At 42.4% G+C, this 18,921-nt stretch carries 15 protein-coding genes; all 15 read right to left on the bottom strand.

What is annotated here, in order from left to right:
* Positions 1 to 24: 24 nt before the first annotated feature.
* On the bottom strand, positions 25 to 1,494 hold the full coding sequence (locus tag KTHG_RS01130; RefSeq protein WP_020189077.1) for a DUF6583 family protein: 1,470 nt from the start codon (positions 1,492 to 1,494) through the stop codon (positions 25 to 27).
* A gap of 173 nt (positions 1,495 to 1,667) precedes the next feature.
* On the bottom strand, positions 1,668 to 3,257 hold the full coding sequence (locus tag KTHG_RS01125) for a CTP synthase (protein ID WP_020189076.1): 1,590 nt from the start codon (positions 3,255 to 3,257) through the stop codon (positions 1,668 to 1,670).
* A gap of 181 nt (positions 3,258 to 3,438) precedes the next feature.
* Positions 3,439 to 3,969: a DNA-directed RNA polymerase subunit delta gene (gene rpoE, locus KTHG_RS01120; RefSeq protein ID WP_020189075.1), complete on the bottom strand. Its 531-nt coding sequence runs from the start codon at positions 3,967 to 3,969 to the stop codon at positions 3,439 to 3,441.
* A gap of 310 nt (positions 3,970 to 4,279) precedes the next feature.
* The gene (gene icmF, locus KTHG_RS01115) at positions 4,280 to 7,504 is read right to left on the bottom strand and encodes a fused isobutyryl-CoA mutase/GTPase IcmF (RefSeq protein WP_020189074.1); all 3,225 of its coding nucleotides are present in this window, start codon (positions 7,502 to 7,504) and stop codon (positions 4,280 to 4,282) included.
* Positions 7,505 to 7,636: 132 nt separating this feature from the next.
* Complete coding sequence (locus tag KTHG_RS01110; RefSeq protein ID WP_020189073.1) at positions 7,637 to 8,794, bottom strand: acyl-CoA dehydrogenase; 1,158 nt, start codon at positions 8,792 to 8,794, stop codon at positions 7,637 to 7,639.
* Between the two features lie 80 nt (positions 8,795 to 8,874).
* On the bottom strand, positions 8,875 to 10,065 hold the full coding sequence (locus KTHG_RS01105; protein ID WP_044527189.1) for an acetyl-CoA C-acetyltransferase: 1,191 nt from the start codon (positions 10,063 to 10,065) through the stop codon (positions 8,875 to 8,877).
* A gap of 87 nt (positions 10,066 to 10,152) precedes the next feature.
* On the bottom strand, positions 10,153 to 12,333 hold the full coding sequence (locus tag KTHG_RS01100; RefSeq protein ID WP_020189071.1) for a (Fe-S)-binding protein: 2,181 nt from the start codon (positions 12,331 to 12,333) through the stop codon (positions 10,153 to 10,155).
* 287 nt (positions 12,334 to 12,620) lie between these two features.
* The gene (locus KTHG_RS01095; protein ID WP_020189070.1) at positions 12,621 to 13,211 is read right to left on the bottom strand and encodes a cob(I)yrinic acid a,c-diamide adenosyltransferase; all 591 of its coding nucleotides are present in this window, start codon (positions 13,209 to 13,211) and stop codon (positions 12,621 to 12,623) included.
* Entirely contained in the window at positions 13,208 to 13,603 is a 396-nt protein-coding gene (locus KTHG_RS01090; RefSeq protein WP_020189069.1) for a bifunctional adenosylcobinamide kinase/adenosylcobinamide-phosphate guanylyltransferase, read from the bottom strand. The genes KTHG_RS01095 and KTHG_RS01090 overlap by 4 nt, the downstream gene beginning before the upstream one ends.
* Complete coding sequence (locus KTHG_RS01085; RefSeq protein ID WP_083851433.1) at positions 13,546 to 14,148, bottom strand: histidine phosphatase family protein; 603 nt, start codon at positions 14,146 to 14,148, stop codon at positions 13,546 to 13,548. The genes KTHG_RS01090 and KTHG_RS01085 overlap by 58 nt, the downstream gene beginning before the upstream one ends.
* Positions 14,121 to 14,891, bottom strand: coding sequence for an adenosylcobinamide-GDP ribazoletransferase (cobS, locus tag KTHG_RS01080; protein WP_020189068.1), 771 nt, complete (start codon positions 14,889 to 14,891; stop codon positions 14,121 to 14,123). Before cobS ends, KTHG_RS01085 begins: the two co-directional genes overlap by 28 nt.
* A complete protein-coding gene (locus KTHG_RS01075) occupies positions 14,872 to 15,459 on the bottom strand; it encodes a bifunctional adenosylcobinamide kinase/adenosylcobinamide-phosphate guanylyltransferase (protein ID WP_020189067.1) in 588 nt (195 codons plus the stop codon). Before KTHG_RS01075 ends, cobS begins: the two co-directional genes overlap by 20 nt.
* Positions 15,444 to 16,511 (bottom strand): pyridoxal phosphate-dependent aminotransferase, encoded by a 1,068-nt coding sequence (locus tag KTHG_RS01070; protein ID WP_020189066.1) that lies wholly within the window; start codon positions 16,509 to 16,511, stop codon positions 15,444 to 15,446. The genes KTHG_RS01075 and KTHG_RS01070 overlap by 16 nt, the downstream gene beginning before the upstream one ends.
* Positions 16,501 to 17,457, bottom strand: a complete 957-nt coding sequence (gene cbiB / locus KTHG_RS01065) for an adenosylcobinamide-phosphate synthase CbiB (RefSeq protein ID WP_020189065.1) — start codon at positions 17,455 to 17,457, stop codon at positions 16,501 to 16,503. The genes KTHG_RS01070 and cbiB overlap by 11 nt, the downstream gene beginning before the upstream one ends.
* Positions 17,454 to 18,920: an adenosylcobinamide amidohydrolase gene (locus tag KTHG_RS01060; protein ID WP_020189064.1), complete on the bottom strand. Its 1,467-nt coding sequence runs from the start codon at positions 18,918 to 18,920 to the stop codon at positions 17,454 to 17,456. Before KTHG_RS01060 ends, cbiB begins: the two co-directional genes overlap by 4 nt.
* Between the last annotated feature and the right edge of the window lies 1 nt (position 18,921).

The following is an 18,921-nucleotide window of genomic DNA, read 5'->3' as shown; positions in this document are numbered from 1 at the left end:
CCTTCTTCTTATTTATTCAAATGATTAAGCGCCAAACTGACTAAATAGCATCTCCATATTCGTTTCAATTGAATCTTGAAGTTCTTGTAGTTCAGCATCTGATAATGTATTTAAATCAACAGCGCCGTCTGCTTTCACATTTAATTTTTCTTTTACATTTGTTGTTGTATCAATATTAATTTTAATTGGTTCGCCGTCCACATCAAAGCTAATTGTCCCTTTTGATGTTTGTTTATTATTCTTCACATCTGAATCAAGCGTACCTTCATATTTTGCGTTGTACGTTTCACCTGTTTGATCTGTAATCGTAAAGTCGATATTATTCGTACGTTTATTGCCATCTAATTTTTCGTCGTTTTTCATGTTAATGGCAAACTCTTCGCCTTCAGTAATTGATGTCACTGTGTAATCATCTTTTACTGTGCCTTTACCTTTTGATGTACCTTCTAAACGGAAGCTTTCAACCGCTTGGTCACTACTTTTAAGCTCTGCTACTACTTGTACATCATCGTCCACTTTTTCTGTCATCGTAAATAGCATGTTGTTGTCTTCTTTGCCATCTGCACCTGACCAATTGATATCACGTTTTACGATTGTTTTACCGTCTAAGAAGTTTTTCGCAACAATTTTACCAAATTTCTCATCATCGATGTCCTTCAGTAAATCATCAATTGATTCCTCGTATGATTTTGTTGTTACGCTTGTGATAGATGAACCAAACATTTTTTTGATTTTTTCATCTTTCTTCAGCTCAGCGCCAACATTTTTTAAGACACGTTTAATATCTGCATCTTCTAATGTCATCGTTACTGTATTTAGCTCTTCTTTTTTACCGAATACATCTGTCGTTTCTTTTCCTTTTTCAAACTGCTCATCTTCTAAAGAATCCATTACAACTTTTAAATAACGGTACTGCATTTCTTCCGCTTCTTCTTGCGTCATATTTGATGCCATTAATTCATTTAAGTTCAGCATGCTCGGATCGAAATCCTCTGGTGCTGGCTCGCCTGCAATGCGTTCATATACTTTTTTCATATCAGCATTTTTAACCATTAATTTATCATTGAATAATGGTGCTGCAATGTACTGTGCATCTTTGTCAGCTGTCCACTCAAATTTATCTATTTCTGTACCCGCAAAAGTTGGTACAAATGATAATTCTGATTGTTGATTCTTTTCGTCATGACCTGCGTTAAATACAAGATTTGTTGATTCGACCATTGATGCCGGAACACCAAGTGATGATAGTAATGAGTCTGAAACTTCTGCACTCAATTTAACCGATCCACGGTATGATTCATTAACCATTTCATCTTGAAGTGCTACCTCATTTTTGAAACGTTCATCGAAATAGCTACCCCATGTTTCCATTGATTGCTTTTCACTTAATAAATATTTGTTCTTTGGTGTATTTGTCATGTAATAATAAATGCCGCCTGCTGCTGCTAATAATAAAACAAGTACACCTACGATAATCCCTACTTTTTTACCCATATCCACACTCCTTTTCTCTTTAATTCCATTATATAGGAAATCAACACCTATCTCTATGGTCTGTATTTCCTTCATTGCTTTAACACTTTTTCACTATATTTCACTATTTAAATATAGAATAGGCGAAAAAAATGAGGGCTCCTCAAGAGGTAGCCCTCATTTACTAGTACCGATTATTTTACAGAAGCACCAATGAAGTCACGGAATAACGGTTGTGGACGTTGTGGACGTGACACGAATTCTGGGTGGAATTGTGCCGCCACGAAGAAGTCTTTTTCTGGTAGCTCAATGATTTCTGCTAAACGGCCATCTGGTGATAAGCCTGAGAAGACAAGACCAGCTGCTTCCATTGCTTCACGGTATTCATTATTGAATTCATAACGGTGACGGTGACGTTCGTACACTAAATCTTCTGCGTAGATTTCACGTGCGCGAGAGCCTTCTTTTAATTTACATGGGTATAAGCCAAGACGTAATGTACCGCCAAGATCTTCTACGTCTTCTTGGTCTGGTAATAAGTCGATGATTGGGTATTGCGTTTCAGCCAATTCGGTTGAGTGCGCGCCTTCTAAGCCGAGAACATTTCGTGCAAATTCAACGGCCGCCATTTGCATCCCTAAACAAATACCTAAGAATGGTACATTGTTTTCACGCGCAAATTTAATTGCTTCAATTTTCCCTTCGACACCACGGTCACCGAAGCCACCCGGTACAAGGATGCCGTCTACATCTGACAGTAATTCGTTCACATTTTCAGCGTTGATGTGTTCCGCATTGATCCAGTCGATATCGATATCGGTATCATGCGCGTAGCCTGCGTGTTTTAATGCTTCTGCTACAGAGATGTACGCATCTTGCAGCTCAACATATTTCCCAACAAGTGCGATTTTTGTTGTTTTCGAAAGGTTTTTCACGCGTTCCACAAGTGCTTTCCATTCGGTCATATCAGCAGCTGGTGCTTGGATACCGAAGTGGTCAAGTACGATTGAATCTAGCCCTTGTGCTTGAAGTGCTAATGGAATATCGTACAAGCTTTCTGCATCGACACATTCCACGACTTCATTTGATTCGACGTCACAGAATAGCGCGATTTTGTCTTTCATGCCCTGTGGTACTGGACGGTCCGAACGTAATACTAGTACGTTTGGTTGAATCCCTAACGAACGTAATTCTTTTACTGAGTGTTGTGTTGGTTTTGTTTTTAATTCGCCTGACGCTGCGATATACGGTACAAGTGTACAGTGTAGGTAAAGCACGTTGTCACTACCTAAATCGCGTTTTAATTGGCGAATTGCTTCTAAAAATGGTAGTGATTCGATATCACCAACCGTACCGCCGATTTCCGTAATCACGACATCCGCGTTTGTTTCACGGCCTGCGCGTTGGATACGGTCTTTGATTTCATTTGTGATATGAGGAATAACTTGTACCGTACCACCATTGTAATCACCGCGACGTTCTTTACGTAATACTGAAGCGTATACGCGACCAGAAGTGACCGTTGAATGTTTGCCTAAGTTAATGTCGATGAAACGTTCATAGTGACCTAAGTCTAAGTCCGTTTCTGCGCCGTCATCTGTAACGAATACTTCCCCATGTTGATACGGGCTCATTGTGCCTGGGTCAATATTGATGTACGGGTCAAATTTTTGTGTTGTGATTTCTAGGCCACGGTTTTTTAATAAACGGCCAAGTGATGCTGCCGTGATCCCTTTACCAAGTGATGATACAACGCCGCCTGTTACGAAAATATATTTAGTCAAAATAATTCCTCCTCAGTAATTCTTTCTTTCCCAAAGCACTAAAATACCTTTAGAAAAAACAAAAAAACGCTCCGCCCGCAACTAATTGCAGGGGGAGCGTGAATTTACACGGTCATACTCCTTTTTTAAGGAGCCCATATAAAAGGTTAAACGTTTTGTTATTTAATGTCAAGAGTGAAGATTATTTTTCGTCTTCGTCCTCTTCGTCTTCGTAGTCTAAATCGTCTTCATCGTCTAAATCGATGTCTTCTTCAACAACGTCAAGGCCAGCTAATTCGTCGTCCTCTTCGTCTTCGTTTAAATCGCGATCAAGATCGTCATCTGATTCATCGTCGAAGTCATTTTCGTTATCTTCTAACACTAATTCTTCGTCGTCATCTTTGTCGATTTCTAAATCAATTTCTTCGTCTTCATGTTCGTGAACTTTTACAGTTGGAGCAGTTTCTTCTTCAACTTGGTCAATTGCGTACCATTCACGTAGACCCCAGCGGCTTTCACCTAATACTAGGAAACGACCGTCGATGTTCATATCTGTATAGAATTGTACGATTGCATCTTTTAGTTGCGCTTCTGTACGCGCGCCTAAAGCAATAATTTGGTCAGTAATTTCGTTAAATGGAATCGCTTGGCCTTTTTCAACTAAAATACGATGTGCTAAGTTAATTAATGATTCTTGAGTTAATTGTTCTGATGTTAAATCACGAAGGTTCAATTCGTGCACGTCCTTTCTCTACTTAAACATACTAATTATTATATACATATTGTGCTCTGTTACGCCACATTCAATTGTCTTTTTTCTGACGTTTGACACTACGATAAACGTAGTAAAATAAATATAGGGCTAAAATTAAAAGTGGAATCGCGCCCAATTGTTTATTATACAACAAATACGTCGCAATGGCGCAAGCGATTATAATTAAATAGTGTATGATTCTCTCCATATACCTTGGTGCTCCTCAGCATAGCTTTTCCCTATATTATACAGAAAAAACCATAAAAACACGTCTATGAACCTTCTTTTATTACATATTTCGACGATATTTACCGCCAACTTCATATAAAGCATTTGTGATTTGTCCCAAACTTGCGTATTTAACCGTCTCCATTAACTCATCAAAAATATTATTTCCTGATTTCGCAACTTCTTGCAGACGTTTCAGCATTTCAGCAGATTTCCCTTCATGCTTCGCTTGGAATTTACGTAAGTTCACAATTTGCGTTGTTTTTTCTTCTGTCGATGCACGCGCAATCTCCATATTATCGAATAATTCTTCATCATTGGCATTTGGATTTAAGTACGTGTTCACACCGATAATTGGTAGCTCACCAGAATGTTTCAAATGTTCATAGTACATTGATTCTTCTTGAATTTTTGCACGCTGATACTGCGTCTCCATTGCGCCAAGCACGCCACCACGGTCATCAATACGGTCAAATTCTGCAAGTACCGCTTCTTCCACTAATGTCGTTAACTCATCAATAATATAGGAGCCTTGTAAAGGATTTTCATTTTTTGAGAGGCCATGCTCTTTCGTAATAATTAACTGAATGGCCATCGCGCGGCGAACAGACTCTTCAGTCGGTGTTGTAATCGCTTCATCGTATGCGTTTGTATGCAGTGAATTACATTGATCTTGCAGTGCCATTAATGCTTGCAGCGTCGTACGAATATCATTAAAATCAATTTCCTGTGCATGGAGGCTACGACCTGACGTTTGTACATGATATTTTAATTTTTGACTACGCTCATTCGCACCGTATTTATCACGCATCGCAACTGCCCAAATACGACGTGCCACACGGCCAATCACTGTATATTCTGGGTCTAAGCCATTTGAGAAGAAGAACGATAGATTCGGCGCAAAGTCATCAATATTCATACCACGGCTTAAATAGTATTCCACAAATGTGAAGCCATTTGATAACGTGAACGCTAGTTGTGAAATTGGATTCGCACCTGCTTCTGCAATATGGTAGCCAGAAATCGACACTGAGTAATAATTACGTACATCATGGTCGATGAAGTATTGCTGAATATCGCCCATCATACGTAGTGCAAACTCTGTTGAGAAAATACATGTATTTTGCCCTTGGTCTTCTTTTAAAATATCCGCTTGTACCGTACCACGCACGACATGTAAGGTTTCTGCTTTTACCGCTGCATGTTCTTCTTCTGTAAGCTCACGTCCAAGCTCTGCTTCCTTCTGCGTCACCTGCTGATCAATCGCCGTATTTAAAAACATCGCTAAAATAATCGGCGCTGGTCCGTTAATTGTCATCGATACCGATGTTGACGGTGCACATAAATCAAAACCGGCATACAGCTTTTTCATATCCTCTAGCGTACAAACACTCACGCCTGATTCACCAATTTTCCCGTAAATATCTGGGCGCTCATTCGGGTCCTCACCATAAAGCGTCACCGAGTCAAAGGCCGTTGATAAACGTTTGGCATCATCGCCCGCTGATAAATAGTGGAAGCGTTTATTCGTACGCTCTGGTGTGCCTTCACCTGCGAATTGACGTTTTGGATCTTCTCCCTGACGCTTGAATGGGAATACGCCTGCTGTATACGGGAACGAGCCTGGTACGTTTTCGCTATACGCAAACTGTAAAATTTCGCCGTAGTCCTTCATTTTTGGTAGGACGATTTTCGGAATTTTTGTACCCGATAAAGACTCGCTCACTAAAATCGTGCGAATTTCCTTATCACGTACTTTCGTCACCATAACATCCCCTGAGTAGCTTTCTTTTAGCGCCTCCCAGTTATCTAAAATCTTCTTCGATTGTGGTGTCAGTTCAATTTGAAGCGCTTTCAATTTTTCCGTTAAAATCGCTTGTGTCGGTGCATCATCCACTAATGAAATCGCACCCTCTAGCTGGAAGATTTTACGCGCAATATCGACCTGCTGTGCGGTTGTCTTTTTGTAGCCACGTACCGTATCGGTAATTTCACGTAAATAATAGCGGCGGTCATTCGGGATAATAACATGGTCCTTTTGCGTTTTTACAAATTCACTATACGACGTTTCCCAGTTAAGACCTGCTTTATCACGTAGCACATGCAACAGTGCCGCAAATAATGAATTCGTTCCCTTGTCGTTAAATTGACTCGCAATTGTACCATAGACGGGCATATCGTCTGGTGATTCATTGAAGCGATTATGACTACGCTGATATTGTTTTTTCACATGCGTCATCGCATCCTCTGACCCTTTACGCTCAAATTTATTGATGACAATCAAATCGGCAAAATCAATCATATCGATTTTTTCTAGCTGTGTTGGCGCACCAAATTCACTCGTCATCACATACATCGATAAATCCGATACTTTTGTAATGGCCGCATCCCCCTGACCAATACCGCTTGTTTCTACGATAATTAAATCAAAGCCAGCTGCCTTCACTACGTCTAGTACATCATCGAGATTATCTGAAATCTCTGAGTGTGACTCACGCGTTGCCAGTGAGCGCATATAAATACGATTATTAAAAATGGCATTCATGCGAATACGGTCACCAAGTAATGCTCCGCCTGTTTTTTGCTTTGTCGGGTCAATCGACACAATCGCAATACGTACATCTGGTAGTTCTTGTAAGAAGCGACGAATTAATTCATCTGTGAGAGAGCTCTTACCTGCACCACCTGTACCTGTAATACCTAAAACAGGCGTATTTTTTGAACGTTTGCGTGCCTCCGCCATAAATTCCTCAGACGCTTTATTTTCAGCAATCGTAATCGCCTTCGCAAGCGCTAGTTGATTATCTGGTGACATAGCATCAAGCAGGGACACATCTTCTTGCTCAACCGTTTTGAAATCACTGTTTTCAAGCATTAAATTAATCATACCTTGAAGGCCTAATGTGCGCCCATCCTCTGGTGAGAACAGATGATTGACACCATATGCGTGAAGCTCCTTCGCCTCGGACGGTAAAATAACCCCGCCACCTCCGCCAAAGATTTGAATATGCTCAGCGCCTTTTTCTTTCAGTAGGTCATAAATATATTTAAAGTATTCGACGTGACCACCTTGATAAGAAGAGACTGCAATCCCTTGTGCGTCCTCTTGAATCGCTGCATCGACAATTTCTTCTACAGAACGATTATGCCCTAGGTGAATGACTTCTGCACCGCTTGCTTGCAAAATACGACGCATAATATTAATTGTGGCGTCATGCCCATCGAATAAACTTGATGCTGTCACAAAACGTAATGCATTTTTCGCTTGGTATACCGTTGCTTCCATAATAGAACTCCCCCTTTTAGTAAAAAAAGAGACTACCCGCTGATGCGTCCTCTCTTTATAGAAAATGTTCTCTATAGGATCGAATACAACTAACGAATAGCCTCAACATGAATCATATCTGTACTATCAAAATTATGCTTTTTGTAATGGACGCGTATTTTCTAAACCACGCGCAATAACCATACGTTGAATTTCTTGTGTACCTTCATAAATTTGAGTGATTTTTGCATCACGCATGAAACGTTCCACAGGATATTCTTTTGTATACCCGTAGCCACCGAATACTTGAACCGCTTCAGTCGTTACGTTCATTGCTGTATCCCCAGCCATCAATTTCGCCATTGCTGACGCTTGACCGTATGGTAGTCCTTCCGTTTCTAACCACGCTGCTTGGTAAGTTAATAGACGAGAAGCTTCGATTGCTGTCGCCATATCTGCTAGTTTAAAGCTAATGCCTTGGTTTGCAGAAATTGGTTTACCAAATTGAACACGTTGACCAGCATATTCTACTGCTGCATCAAGTGCGCCTTGTGCGATACCAACAGCTTGTGCTGCGATACCGTTACGGCCGCCATCTAATGTTTTCATTGCAACTTTGAATCCTTCACCTTCAGCGCCAAGAATATTTTCTTTTGGCACACGGCAGTTTTCGAAGATGATTTCCGTAGTAGCAGATGCACGAATACCCATTTTGTGCTCTTCTTTCCCTACTTTGAAGCCTTCGAAATCCGATTCAACGATGAATGCTGTTGTACTACGACGGTCTTTCGGGTCTAGTAGTGCAATTACGATATAAATATCTGCTACCCCACCGTTTGTGATGAAGATTTTCGAGCCATTTAAGATATAGTCATCGCCATCTTTCGTTGCGATTGTTTTCATACCACCTGCATCACTACCTGAACCTGATTCTGTTAAGCAATACGCGCCAATTTTTGCACCTTCAGCCATTGGGCGTAAGTATTTTTGCTTTTGCTCTTCAGTACCAAATTTGAAAACAGGCCAACCTGCTAATGATGTATGAGCTGATAACGTAACAGCTGTTGAGCCACAAACACGTGCTAACTCTTCAACTGCGATACAGTATGCTAAAAAGTCCATACCTGCACCACCGTACTCTTCAGGCCATGGAATACCTGTTAAGCCAAGCTCTGCCATCTTATCGAAAATCTCGCGATCAAAACGTGCTTCTTCGTCGCGCTCTGCTGCTGTTGGTGCCACTTCATTTACGGCGAAGTCGCGTACCATCTTACGTAACATTTCGTGTTCATCTGATAATTTGAATTGCATGTTGTTTTCCCCCTATTTCTAAATAACTAATTTTGCAGCGTGTTCTAACCTTAATCTTCAATGCAAGCTCGAACACAAGTCTATGGTGCTACTTCAATCATGATGGCGTCTCCTTGTCCGCCACCCGAACAAATCGCTGCGATGCCGATACCGCCACCGCGACGCTTTAATTCTTTTGCGAGTGTTAGCACGATGCGCGCTCCACTAGCGCCAATTGGATGCCCAAGCGCAACTGCGCCTCCATTGACATTCACCTTTTCAGGGTCGAGACCAGCAAGTTTATTCGCTGTTAATGCCACGACTGAGAAGGCTTCATTTAGTTCAAATAATGCAATATCTTCTAATGTCTTGCCTGTCTTTTTAAGAATTGTTTCAATGATTAGGCCCGGTGTTTCTGGGAAGCGCTCCGGCTCAATTGCGATTTCTGCATGACCAATAACAGTTGCTAATGGTTCAAGCCCTCGCTTTTGTGCCTCGTCCTCTGCGACAACGACAACGGCTGCTGCACCATCATTAATCCCTGGTGCATTGCCGGCTGTCACTGTGCCATCCTTGCCAAATGCGGGCTTCAGCTTCGCCAGTGACTCCGCTGTTGTCCCTTTACGTGGTGCTTCGTCTGTATCGACAACGACGGGCTCACCCTTACGCTGTGGAATCGTTACAGGAACGATTTCTTCCGCGAAAATACCGGCCTCAATCGACTTCACAGCAAGCTGCTGACTACGCGCCGCAAATGCATCTTGCTGCTCGCGCGTAATCGTAAACTTATCTGCTGTTTCATTGCCGTAAACACCCATATGCACATGATCCGGATGGAATGCACAGGTTAGGCCATCGTGAAGCACGCCATCGACTAGCTTGCCATCACCCATGCGTAATCCCCAGCGTCCTTGTGGTAAGTAGTACGGTGCATTAGACATCGACTCCATACCACCAGCAACGATAATGCGCTCGTCACCTAAGCGAATCAGTTGGTCTGCTAACGTAATACTGCGTAGACCTGACGCACATACTTTGTTGATTGTCTCGGTCTTTACCGTATACGGAATGCCTGCTTTGTGCGCTGCTTGTCGTGACGGGATTTGACCTTGCCCCGCTTGAAGTACCGTCCCCACGATTACTTCGTCGACTTCTTCCGGTTTAATATTCGTTTGCTCAAGTGCACCTTTAATGGCGATACCACCTAAGTCGCTCGCCGTTAAACTACTAAGTGCACCTCCGAATTTACCGAATGGTGTTCTTGCTCCTGCTACAATGACTGATTTCACTATTCAACACCTCTTTACTTAGAATAAAGTTGGACCTAAATCATGAAACGGACAGAAGAAAAACGCGGAATCCCACGTTTTTCCTAACGATTAATTTGATAAACTTGCTTCTTCTACGCCCGCTGCTACAGGTTCTTCAGCAGCAGGTGGTGCATCACCGAAAATCGATTTTTCTAGTAATTCTGCTACGTCGTATGTGCCAACAGAATCCTCTACCTCTTTCGCCTTCGTACCATCTGATAACATCGTTAAGCAATATGGACAACCAGCTGAAATTACCGTTGGATTTGTTGCAAGTGCTTGCTCTGTACGCGCGACATTGATACGGTTGCCGACATGCTCTTCCATCCACATCAGACCACCACCAGCGCCACAGCACATTGCCTCGTCACGATTACGTTCCATTTCAACAAGCTCTACACCTGGAATCGCTTTTAAGATTTCACGCGGTGCATCGTATACATTGTTGTAACGGCCTAAGTAACATGAATCATGGAAAACGATTTTTTCGTTTACTGCATGTTGCGGCTTAATACGACCTTCTTGTAATAATTTGAATAAGAACTCTGTATGGTGATAAACCTCACCACTCCAGCCGAAGTCAGAGTACTCATTTTTGAATGTGTTATACGCATGTGGATCGATTGTAATAATCTTCTTCACTTCTGCTTTATCAAACTCTTTAATATTCGCTTCAACAAGCTCTTGGTATAAGAACTCATTACCTAAACGACGTGGTGTATCACCAGAGTTTTTCTCTTTGTTACCTAAAATTGCGAACTTCACGCCTGCTTCATTTAACAGATGAGCAAATGATAGGGCGATTTTTTGTGAACGGTTATCGAATGATCCCATTGACCCTACCCAGAATAAGTGTTCAAATTCTTCGCCAGCTTTTTGAGCTTCTTTCACAGTTGGGATGTGAAGTTCTGGACGAGCTTCGCGCCATTCTTCTTTTTGCTTACGGTTGATACCCCATGGATTCCCTTGACGCTCGATATTGTTCATTGCGCGCTGTGCATCCGAGTTTACTTTACCTTCTGTCATCGTTAAGTAACGACGTAGGTCGATAATTTTTTCTACGTGCTCGTTCATTACCGGACATTGGTCCTCACAGTTACGGCAAGTTGTACATGCCCAAATTTCTTCCTCTGTGATAACATCGCCGATTAATGATGGGCTATAAATATCCTCAATTACTGCACCTTCAGCGCCCGCTGCAGCTGCTAATTGATTGCCTTTTGCATTGTTGAAAATAAAGCTTGGTACCCACGGCTTTTGCTGTGTTTGTACCGCGCCTGTAAATGTTAAGTGGTCACGTAATTTTGTCATCAAATCCATTGGTGATAACATTTTACCTGTGCCTGTTGCGGGACACATGTTTGTACAACGACCACATTCCACACAAGCGTATAAGTCGACGAGCTGTAAGTCAGTGAAATCGGTAATTTTACCAACACCAAATGACGCTTCGACTTCTTCTTCGCCTTCTGCCTCATCATCTTCTTCAAATGCGCTGAAGTCGATTGGTTTTAGCTTCCCTGGAGGCGTTAATGGATTTAAATATACATTCGCCGGTCCTGCGATTAAGTGCGCGTGTTTTGATTGTGGAACATATACTAAGAATGTTAGAAGCACTAATAAGTGAATCCACCACATAATATAAAATACTGTGATTGCTGCGGCTTGTGGTAAGAATGAGAATATTGCGGCAATTGCAGATGCAACTGGCTCCGTCCATACCCAAGTCGTTTCACCGTGCCAAATGAGGCCCATACCGTTACCAACTAATACAGAAACCATTAGTGATCCGATAAAAATGAGCACAAGCCCCGCTTTTAGACCGCGTTTTAAACGGACAAGTTTTTCAATGTATCGACGGTAGAATGCGCCGATTACCGATACTAAAATCATTAGTGTAACGAGCTCTTGGAAGAACGTAAAATATGGATATAACGGTCCAAGAGGTAAATGTGATCCTGGTGCTAAACCTTTCCAGATAAAATCGATTGCACCAAATTGAACTAAAATGAAACCGTAGAACATCATAACGTGAAGAATACCACTCTTCTTATCCTTCAACAGTTTCTTTTGTCCAAACACAAACACCCAAATTTTATTCAGGCGCTCTTTCACATTGTGATCGAATTCCTCTTTCTTACCCATCTTAATGAATTCGATTCTTGTCTTAATTAGGTATGCAAATAAATACACACCATACGCGATAACTAGAATCGCCAAAATCCAGTTCGCGATTAATAATGGACTCATGCCTTTTCCCCCCTAAAGACTGATTTTCCTTTTTGTATAGTATTTGGTTACATTTGGAATTAGTAATATTCTACTTTATGAATCATCACTCAGTCAATAATTTTCCGCAATATGTTTTATTTTTTCGTAAAAATACATATTTTTCTTTAAAAACAATATTAAAAAAAGATATAAGGTATCACATAACGTGCATACCTTATATCTTTTTTGTGGTTTTATTGGAATATTTTACTACAAAATGAATTTTACTTTTATGGATAGATGTACATCGACATCTACATGTAATATTACTTTTTGTCCTTTTTCTTACTAGTCGTAAACACATTTGCACTACGAACATACTCATTGTTTGGTACACCAAGACGTGCATTCACAACAAGTGCTGCTGCGAATAAATAGTCTGATAGACGGTTTAAATAGCGCTGTACAACAGGTGATACATCGCCCTCTTCGGTATTTTTTAGTAGTGTCACTGTCAGACGCTCTGCGCGACGTGTCACTGTTCGTGCGATGTGTAAGGTTGCTGCTGCTGGTGAACCCCCTGGCAAGACAAATTTTTGAAGCTCTGGTGCCTCGCTCATTAACACATCGATACGTGCTTCCATCTCTTCAATCGCCTCGTCTGCTAATTTATAATGGCGCTCTTTCATAACATTCGCTAAATCGCCGCCACCATCAAATAATTCATTTTGGATTTTTTCTAAATCATCTAATAAATCCTTAAATTTTTCTGCGTCTAATTCCGTCATTGCCTTCCCGATAATCGCATTTAATTCATCAATTGTGCCATATGCTTCTACGCGGAAATCATCTTTATCAACGCGTCCTCCGATAATGCTCGTTTTCCCTTTATCCCCTGTACGTGTATAAATGTTCATTGTGCCAGCCCCTTTTTTAAAATTTCTGGAATGCCATACCAAATACGCGTAATCGTCGTCGCCTCTTTAAAAAGCAATTGATACAATCGACCACATGTATCACGTAGTTGGCGTTGTTCTTTTTCAAGCGGTACAACACCGCGTCCCATATCCGTTAAAATGACAACCAACTCGTCGCTTTGTGCATCGAGTAAACGGATTTTTTCAGCAATATCGGACGCAACTTGCTCCTCTTCTTCTTCGAGATGCGCCTGTAAAATTCCTTCTATGTTAGCAAGAACTATATTGCCCGCGACCTTTTCAGGTAGTTCTCGCTCATACCACGTCGCATCAATTAATTGTTTGACGTAGGCTCGTTTGCCATTAAAGGCTCCACCGATAATGATGTGCATCGTTGTCCCTCCTCAAAAGCCTGACGCGTCGCCCATGCGAGTACAAAGCGTGTGTCATGCCCTACTTGCCAATCCCAAAAGGCACTTGGCTTTGGCCCAAATTGCACAAGAATCGCACGAATCGTGCCACCATGCAGCACCGCATATTGATACCGCTTCGCCTCTAGTTGTTCCATACCCGCTCGTACGCGGCGATAAAGCGATACCAGTGTTTCTCCATTTGGTGGCGCTAATTGCTCCGGCCTATTAATCCAGTTGCGATACGCCTCATTATTTTTTAATTGCTCATACGTTTTCATTTCAAAATCGCCAAAATGACTTTCACGAAATGCCGCAATACAATACGGTTTCGCCTGTGGAAAATACTGCGCAGCCGTTTCAACTGTACGTTTTAAATCACTGCAAATCACTTGTGAAATGGTGTCATTTAAAATAGGAAGTGATGTCTCCGCAATCGATTCATCTGTCCAGCCAACATAGCGATGCGCGATATTCCCTGGTGTTCTCGCATGACGTACTAACTCAAGCACAACAGCGTAATCCATAACAGCGCCTCCGTTCCCTCGATGAATGCACCGTATAAATCACCAGATGCTCCGCCAAAGTTTTTCTTCGTCCACATTTTATAAAACACTACAGCGATTAGTGTAATGCCGACAAGCACTGCCGGAATCCATGTGTGTGCCCAGTACATAATGAGCGCTGTGCCCATAAGTAATGACACCACGGTAAACAGTAAATACTGCGTTAAGTGAATATGTGTGCGGAAGAAAAAGCCGATGCCCTTATCTTTTGATGGCTTCGTCCATACAAGGTAAAAGCCGAGTGCTGCGCGCGCTAAAAAAGGCACGAAAATCAGCCAATAGCTTGCGAGAATACCTTGCGTTACGAGCTCTGTCAAAAAGATAATCTTCGTCAACACTAAAAATAACAGCGCCATTGCACCAAAGGCACCAACGCGTGGGTCATCTAAAATTTCCTGACGCTTCTTCACATCCTGATACGAAAAATACGCGTCGCCCATATCTGTAAAGCCATCTAAATGAAGCCCACCAGTCCAAATAATAAAGGCCATCGCCATCAGGAAGCCAATTAGAAGCGAACTGCTATTCGTTAGCTGCAAGCCTTCAAAAATAAGCGCAACAACCGCTCCCATAAAGGCACCTAGCCACGGTAAAAACTGAAACATGCCCGTTACCGTTTTATGATTCAAATCGATATTTTTAGTTACTGGCACAATCGTAAAAAACTGAAAAGTCAGCAATACACTAGCTAAAATAGTTTTCAAAAACGTCTGCCCCTTTCCATATTTTTTTATAGCCATATTCCATTTCAATCGCAATCGTTGCCTCCGCCACAAACCATTGATGCAATTCACCAAGCATTTGCGTATAGACACGCGTTTCATCATAATGTGGAACCGGCGAATCAAGCATCTCATTTGAAACGATGACGAGTGGAATGCCCCTTTTGCGAAGTGTCCAAAGAGCCTCCTTCATCGCCTCTATTCGAGCCTGTAACTTCGCTTGGTCCTGCCACGCATTATCGTCATAGCACTCATTGCCAAGCCATGTCGTCGCACAGTCCCAGAGTACAACCGCATTGTCTGGGATATGTGGTGGCAGTGTCGAAAAATTAGTCGGATGCTCAATTGTTTGCCAGCCCTCACCAGCGCGAAGCTGTTGATGATGCGCAATGCGTCGCGCCATTTCATCATCAAATGCTACACCGGTCGCAATGTATACGAGTTGATGCGTTAGTTCACATAATTGCTTTGTTAGCGCTTCTGCAAAATGACTTTTGCCGCTACGCACGCCACCGGTTATAAAAATAAGGGGTGCTACTGCTGGCTCCATGCAATCATCCCCTGTTCAAAGGCTTCCATTTGTGGGCGCGCCTTGATACCAACGCGGAACCATGAGCCATCCATTCCTCGGAAATTTTTCGAATGACGTAGCACAAGCCCACGCGCTAGCATAAAGTGATAAAATGCCTCGCTTTTTTCAACTTCCGCAAGCTGAAAACTCATATAATTCGTTTGGCTATTCGTCACAACACAGCCCTGTCCCTCTAAAAACGTGCGTAATGTTTCACGTGAAACCGCTACTTCACGAATTGATTTTTCTCGGTAATTATGTAATTTAAGCATTTCGGCACCAAGTGCACTTGCGACACCGTTAATATGCCAGTGTGATGCAAATCGTGCTAGCGAGCGAATAAGCGACGCATTGCCTACCGCATAGCCTAGACGTAACCCCGGCATTTTATACATTTTTGTCATCGACCGGACGACAAGCACATGATCATAGTTAGGTGCATCTGTAATAAATGTGTGCTCCTCCCCAATCCAATCTAAAAATGCTTCATCGAGCACAACAAGTGTCGCTGTTCTCTGTGCCCAGTCAATTATTTGCTGAATCTCCTCACGCGGTGGTAGCACACCAGTCGGATTATTTGGCGTACATAAATAAATTGCGGAAGCATATGGGATTTTTTCCTGTAAGGTCTTCATCGGTAATTGATACGTAGCGATGTCCTCAACAAGCACACGCTCAAATTCAACATGATGCGGTGCAAGCGTCGCCTCGTATTCAGAAAAGGTCGGATGCACGACAAGCACCCGTTTATTCGCTAATACATTCCCAAGCAACGCAAAAATTTCTGCCGCGCCGTTGCCAAGTAAAATCGCCTCTTTCTCAATCCCATGATACGCCGCCACTGCACTTAAAAATGGTTCGCCATCTGGATGGGGATACGCCGTAATGACCGGCAATAGTTTCTCGATATCTAAATTTAACGGAAACGGTAAATGATTCACATTTTCACTGAAATCAATTAACGTCTCGGGCGCCTTTAAATTCATTGCCTCATATACTTGTTGTGGATTTGCTCCGTGATTAGGTAACAATGAAAATTCCTCCTATCATGATGCCAATCAATAAAAATGCGATTGTTGTCACCTGCATTTGTACAACCGCCTCATCAATATGTTTTGCTGATAATACAACATGCGGCTCGCCCATCTCCTGACGATGAGAAGCGATGCCACCATAGTAATTTAAGCCACCTAATTGAATGCCTAGCTGATAGGCTGTTGCCGCTTCTAAATAACCACTATTTGGACTTGGATGTTTTTTTGCGTCCACACGCCACTTCTGGAATCTTTCTTTAAACGGTAAACCATAATGATTTTTCGTAACAATTAATAATAAAAATCCAGTAATTCGGCTTGGGATAAAGTTGGCGATATCATCGACTTTCGCCGCAAAAAATCCGAAGTCTCTATATGTCTCATTTTTATAGGCAATCATCGAATCTAATGTGTTAATGGCCTTGTAGCACCATAGCCCAGTGGCCCCAAATAATAAGGCGTAAAATAGCGGCGCTGTCACGCCATCACTCGTATTTTCAGAAACGGTTTCGACAACACCTCGCGTAATATTGGCTTCATCTAAATGCTTGGTATCACGTCCGACAATCCAGCCAAGCTTCGTACGTGCCTCGTCTAAATCACCGGCAACGAGTGGCTTATAGACATCTTGTGCCGCCTGCTTTAAGCTTTTCTGCGCAAGCCCAAGTGCTATTAATATACTTTCGGCTGCGACACCTAAAAATACATGCAGCTGATAGCTACCATAGACAATGAAAAAAGCGATGAGCGTCGTCACAACAATCGTCATCACCGCTGCCATCGCTCCTTTTACTTTACGCTGATTGCCGTGATTTAACTTTTTCGTTAGCCATGCAATGAAATTCCCAATTAAAATAACAGGATGCTTTATATAGCGTGGCTCACCGTAAATGCGGTCGATGATTACACCGATAACGCAGGCGATAAGATGATTCAAAATCATTGAATCCACCCTTTCGCACGCTTATAGTCATCTAGCGCAATAATCATCGTTTCATACACACCACGACCAATTAATTTGCCGATGTCTGTAATCGTTCCCGCATACTCATAATTTTGCCCGCTTTGCGTTGAAGCAATTAGCACACTATCTGTTGATGTTCCCGTCGCAATCGTCCCTGTTTGGGTATCATAAATTTCGCCATCTTGCATCGCCTTTACTTTCGCCTCAATGGTCGTCATCATCGCCTGCATGAATGATTCATCACTTAATACCCCATTGATAATGACCCATAAATTAATCGTGCCAACACGCTGTGGCTCCGCATGTAAATGGCCGCGTGCCGCATCGACGGCATTGCCGACACCGGCTGTGACCATCACAAAAAGTTCATGGTCATCCTCTTTATAACGGCGAATCACCGCATGCTTTACATCTACCGCTGTCATCATCGCAACGGTTTGCTCAATTGGTAAATGATGATTTTTAATATAGTTTTTCATTTCTGCATGTGCATCATCACACATATATTGCGCATCGACAGTGCGATTTAAAAAATGACGGAACCAGCCAAACCCCGGATTATGCAGTGCCGCAGATAATGTACGAAGCGGTTTTGTAGCCTTTAAATGAACAAATTCATTTTCCACTCGGAACTGCTCGAGCGTCACGCGATTTTGTGCTATTTCAATATTCGGCAACAGTGCCATTTGCGGCGTCGCTAGCTGTGGATGTGCAAAGCGTGCGACCGCCGTATGATACACTTGTGCAATCTCGTCTTCAGTCAAGACTTCCGCAGGCGCACCGTATGCGCGTACGCGTCCATTTTCTAGTAATAGAAGCTCATCGCAGTACAACGCCGCTAAATTCATATCATGAAAAATCGACACAACCGTTAACTGTCGCGTTGCTACCTCATGCTTTAGCATGTCCATAATTTGACGTTGATGTTCTAAATCTAAATGATTTGTCGGCTCATCTAGCAGTAAAAGCTCCGCCTGTTGGGCAAGTGCTTGTGCAATAAAGGTCCGTTGCTGCTCGCCGCCTGATAAATATTCCAGCTCCTCATCGCGGTACTTTGCGACACCCGTTTGAGTCATTGCCTCCGTTGTCGCCGCCTCATCTTCTGCTGACCACTGTGAAAATAAGCCGCTTTGATGCGGGTAACGCCCAAGCGCGACTGTTTCCACGACGGTATGGGAAAAAGCATGGGCATGAAGCTGTGGTAGCACGGCCATCTTGCGAGCTAATTCCTTTTGTTTGTAGCTTGTTCGAGGCTTGTTATCGATTAAAATATCACCGGCAGTTAGCGGTAAAATGCCACTAATCATTTTTAAAAGCGTCGATTTCCCGCTACCATTTGGCCCTAAAATGCCGAGCATTCGCCCCTTCTGTAATGAAAAGCTCACATCTCGAACAATTTCTTTTTTATCATAGCCCCCTGTTAAGCCGTGAATCTCTAACATG

It is taken from the genome of Kurthia sp. Dielmo (genome assembly GCF_000307285.2).
In the GTDB taxonomy this organism is placed as follows: Bacteria; Bacillota; Bacilli; order Bacillales_A; family Planococcaceae; genus Kurthia; species Kurthia populi.
Note: the sequence above shows the minus strand (reverse complement) of the source record. Positions and strands in the feature narration are given on the sequence as shown.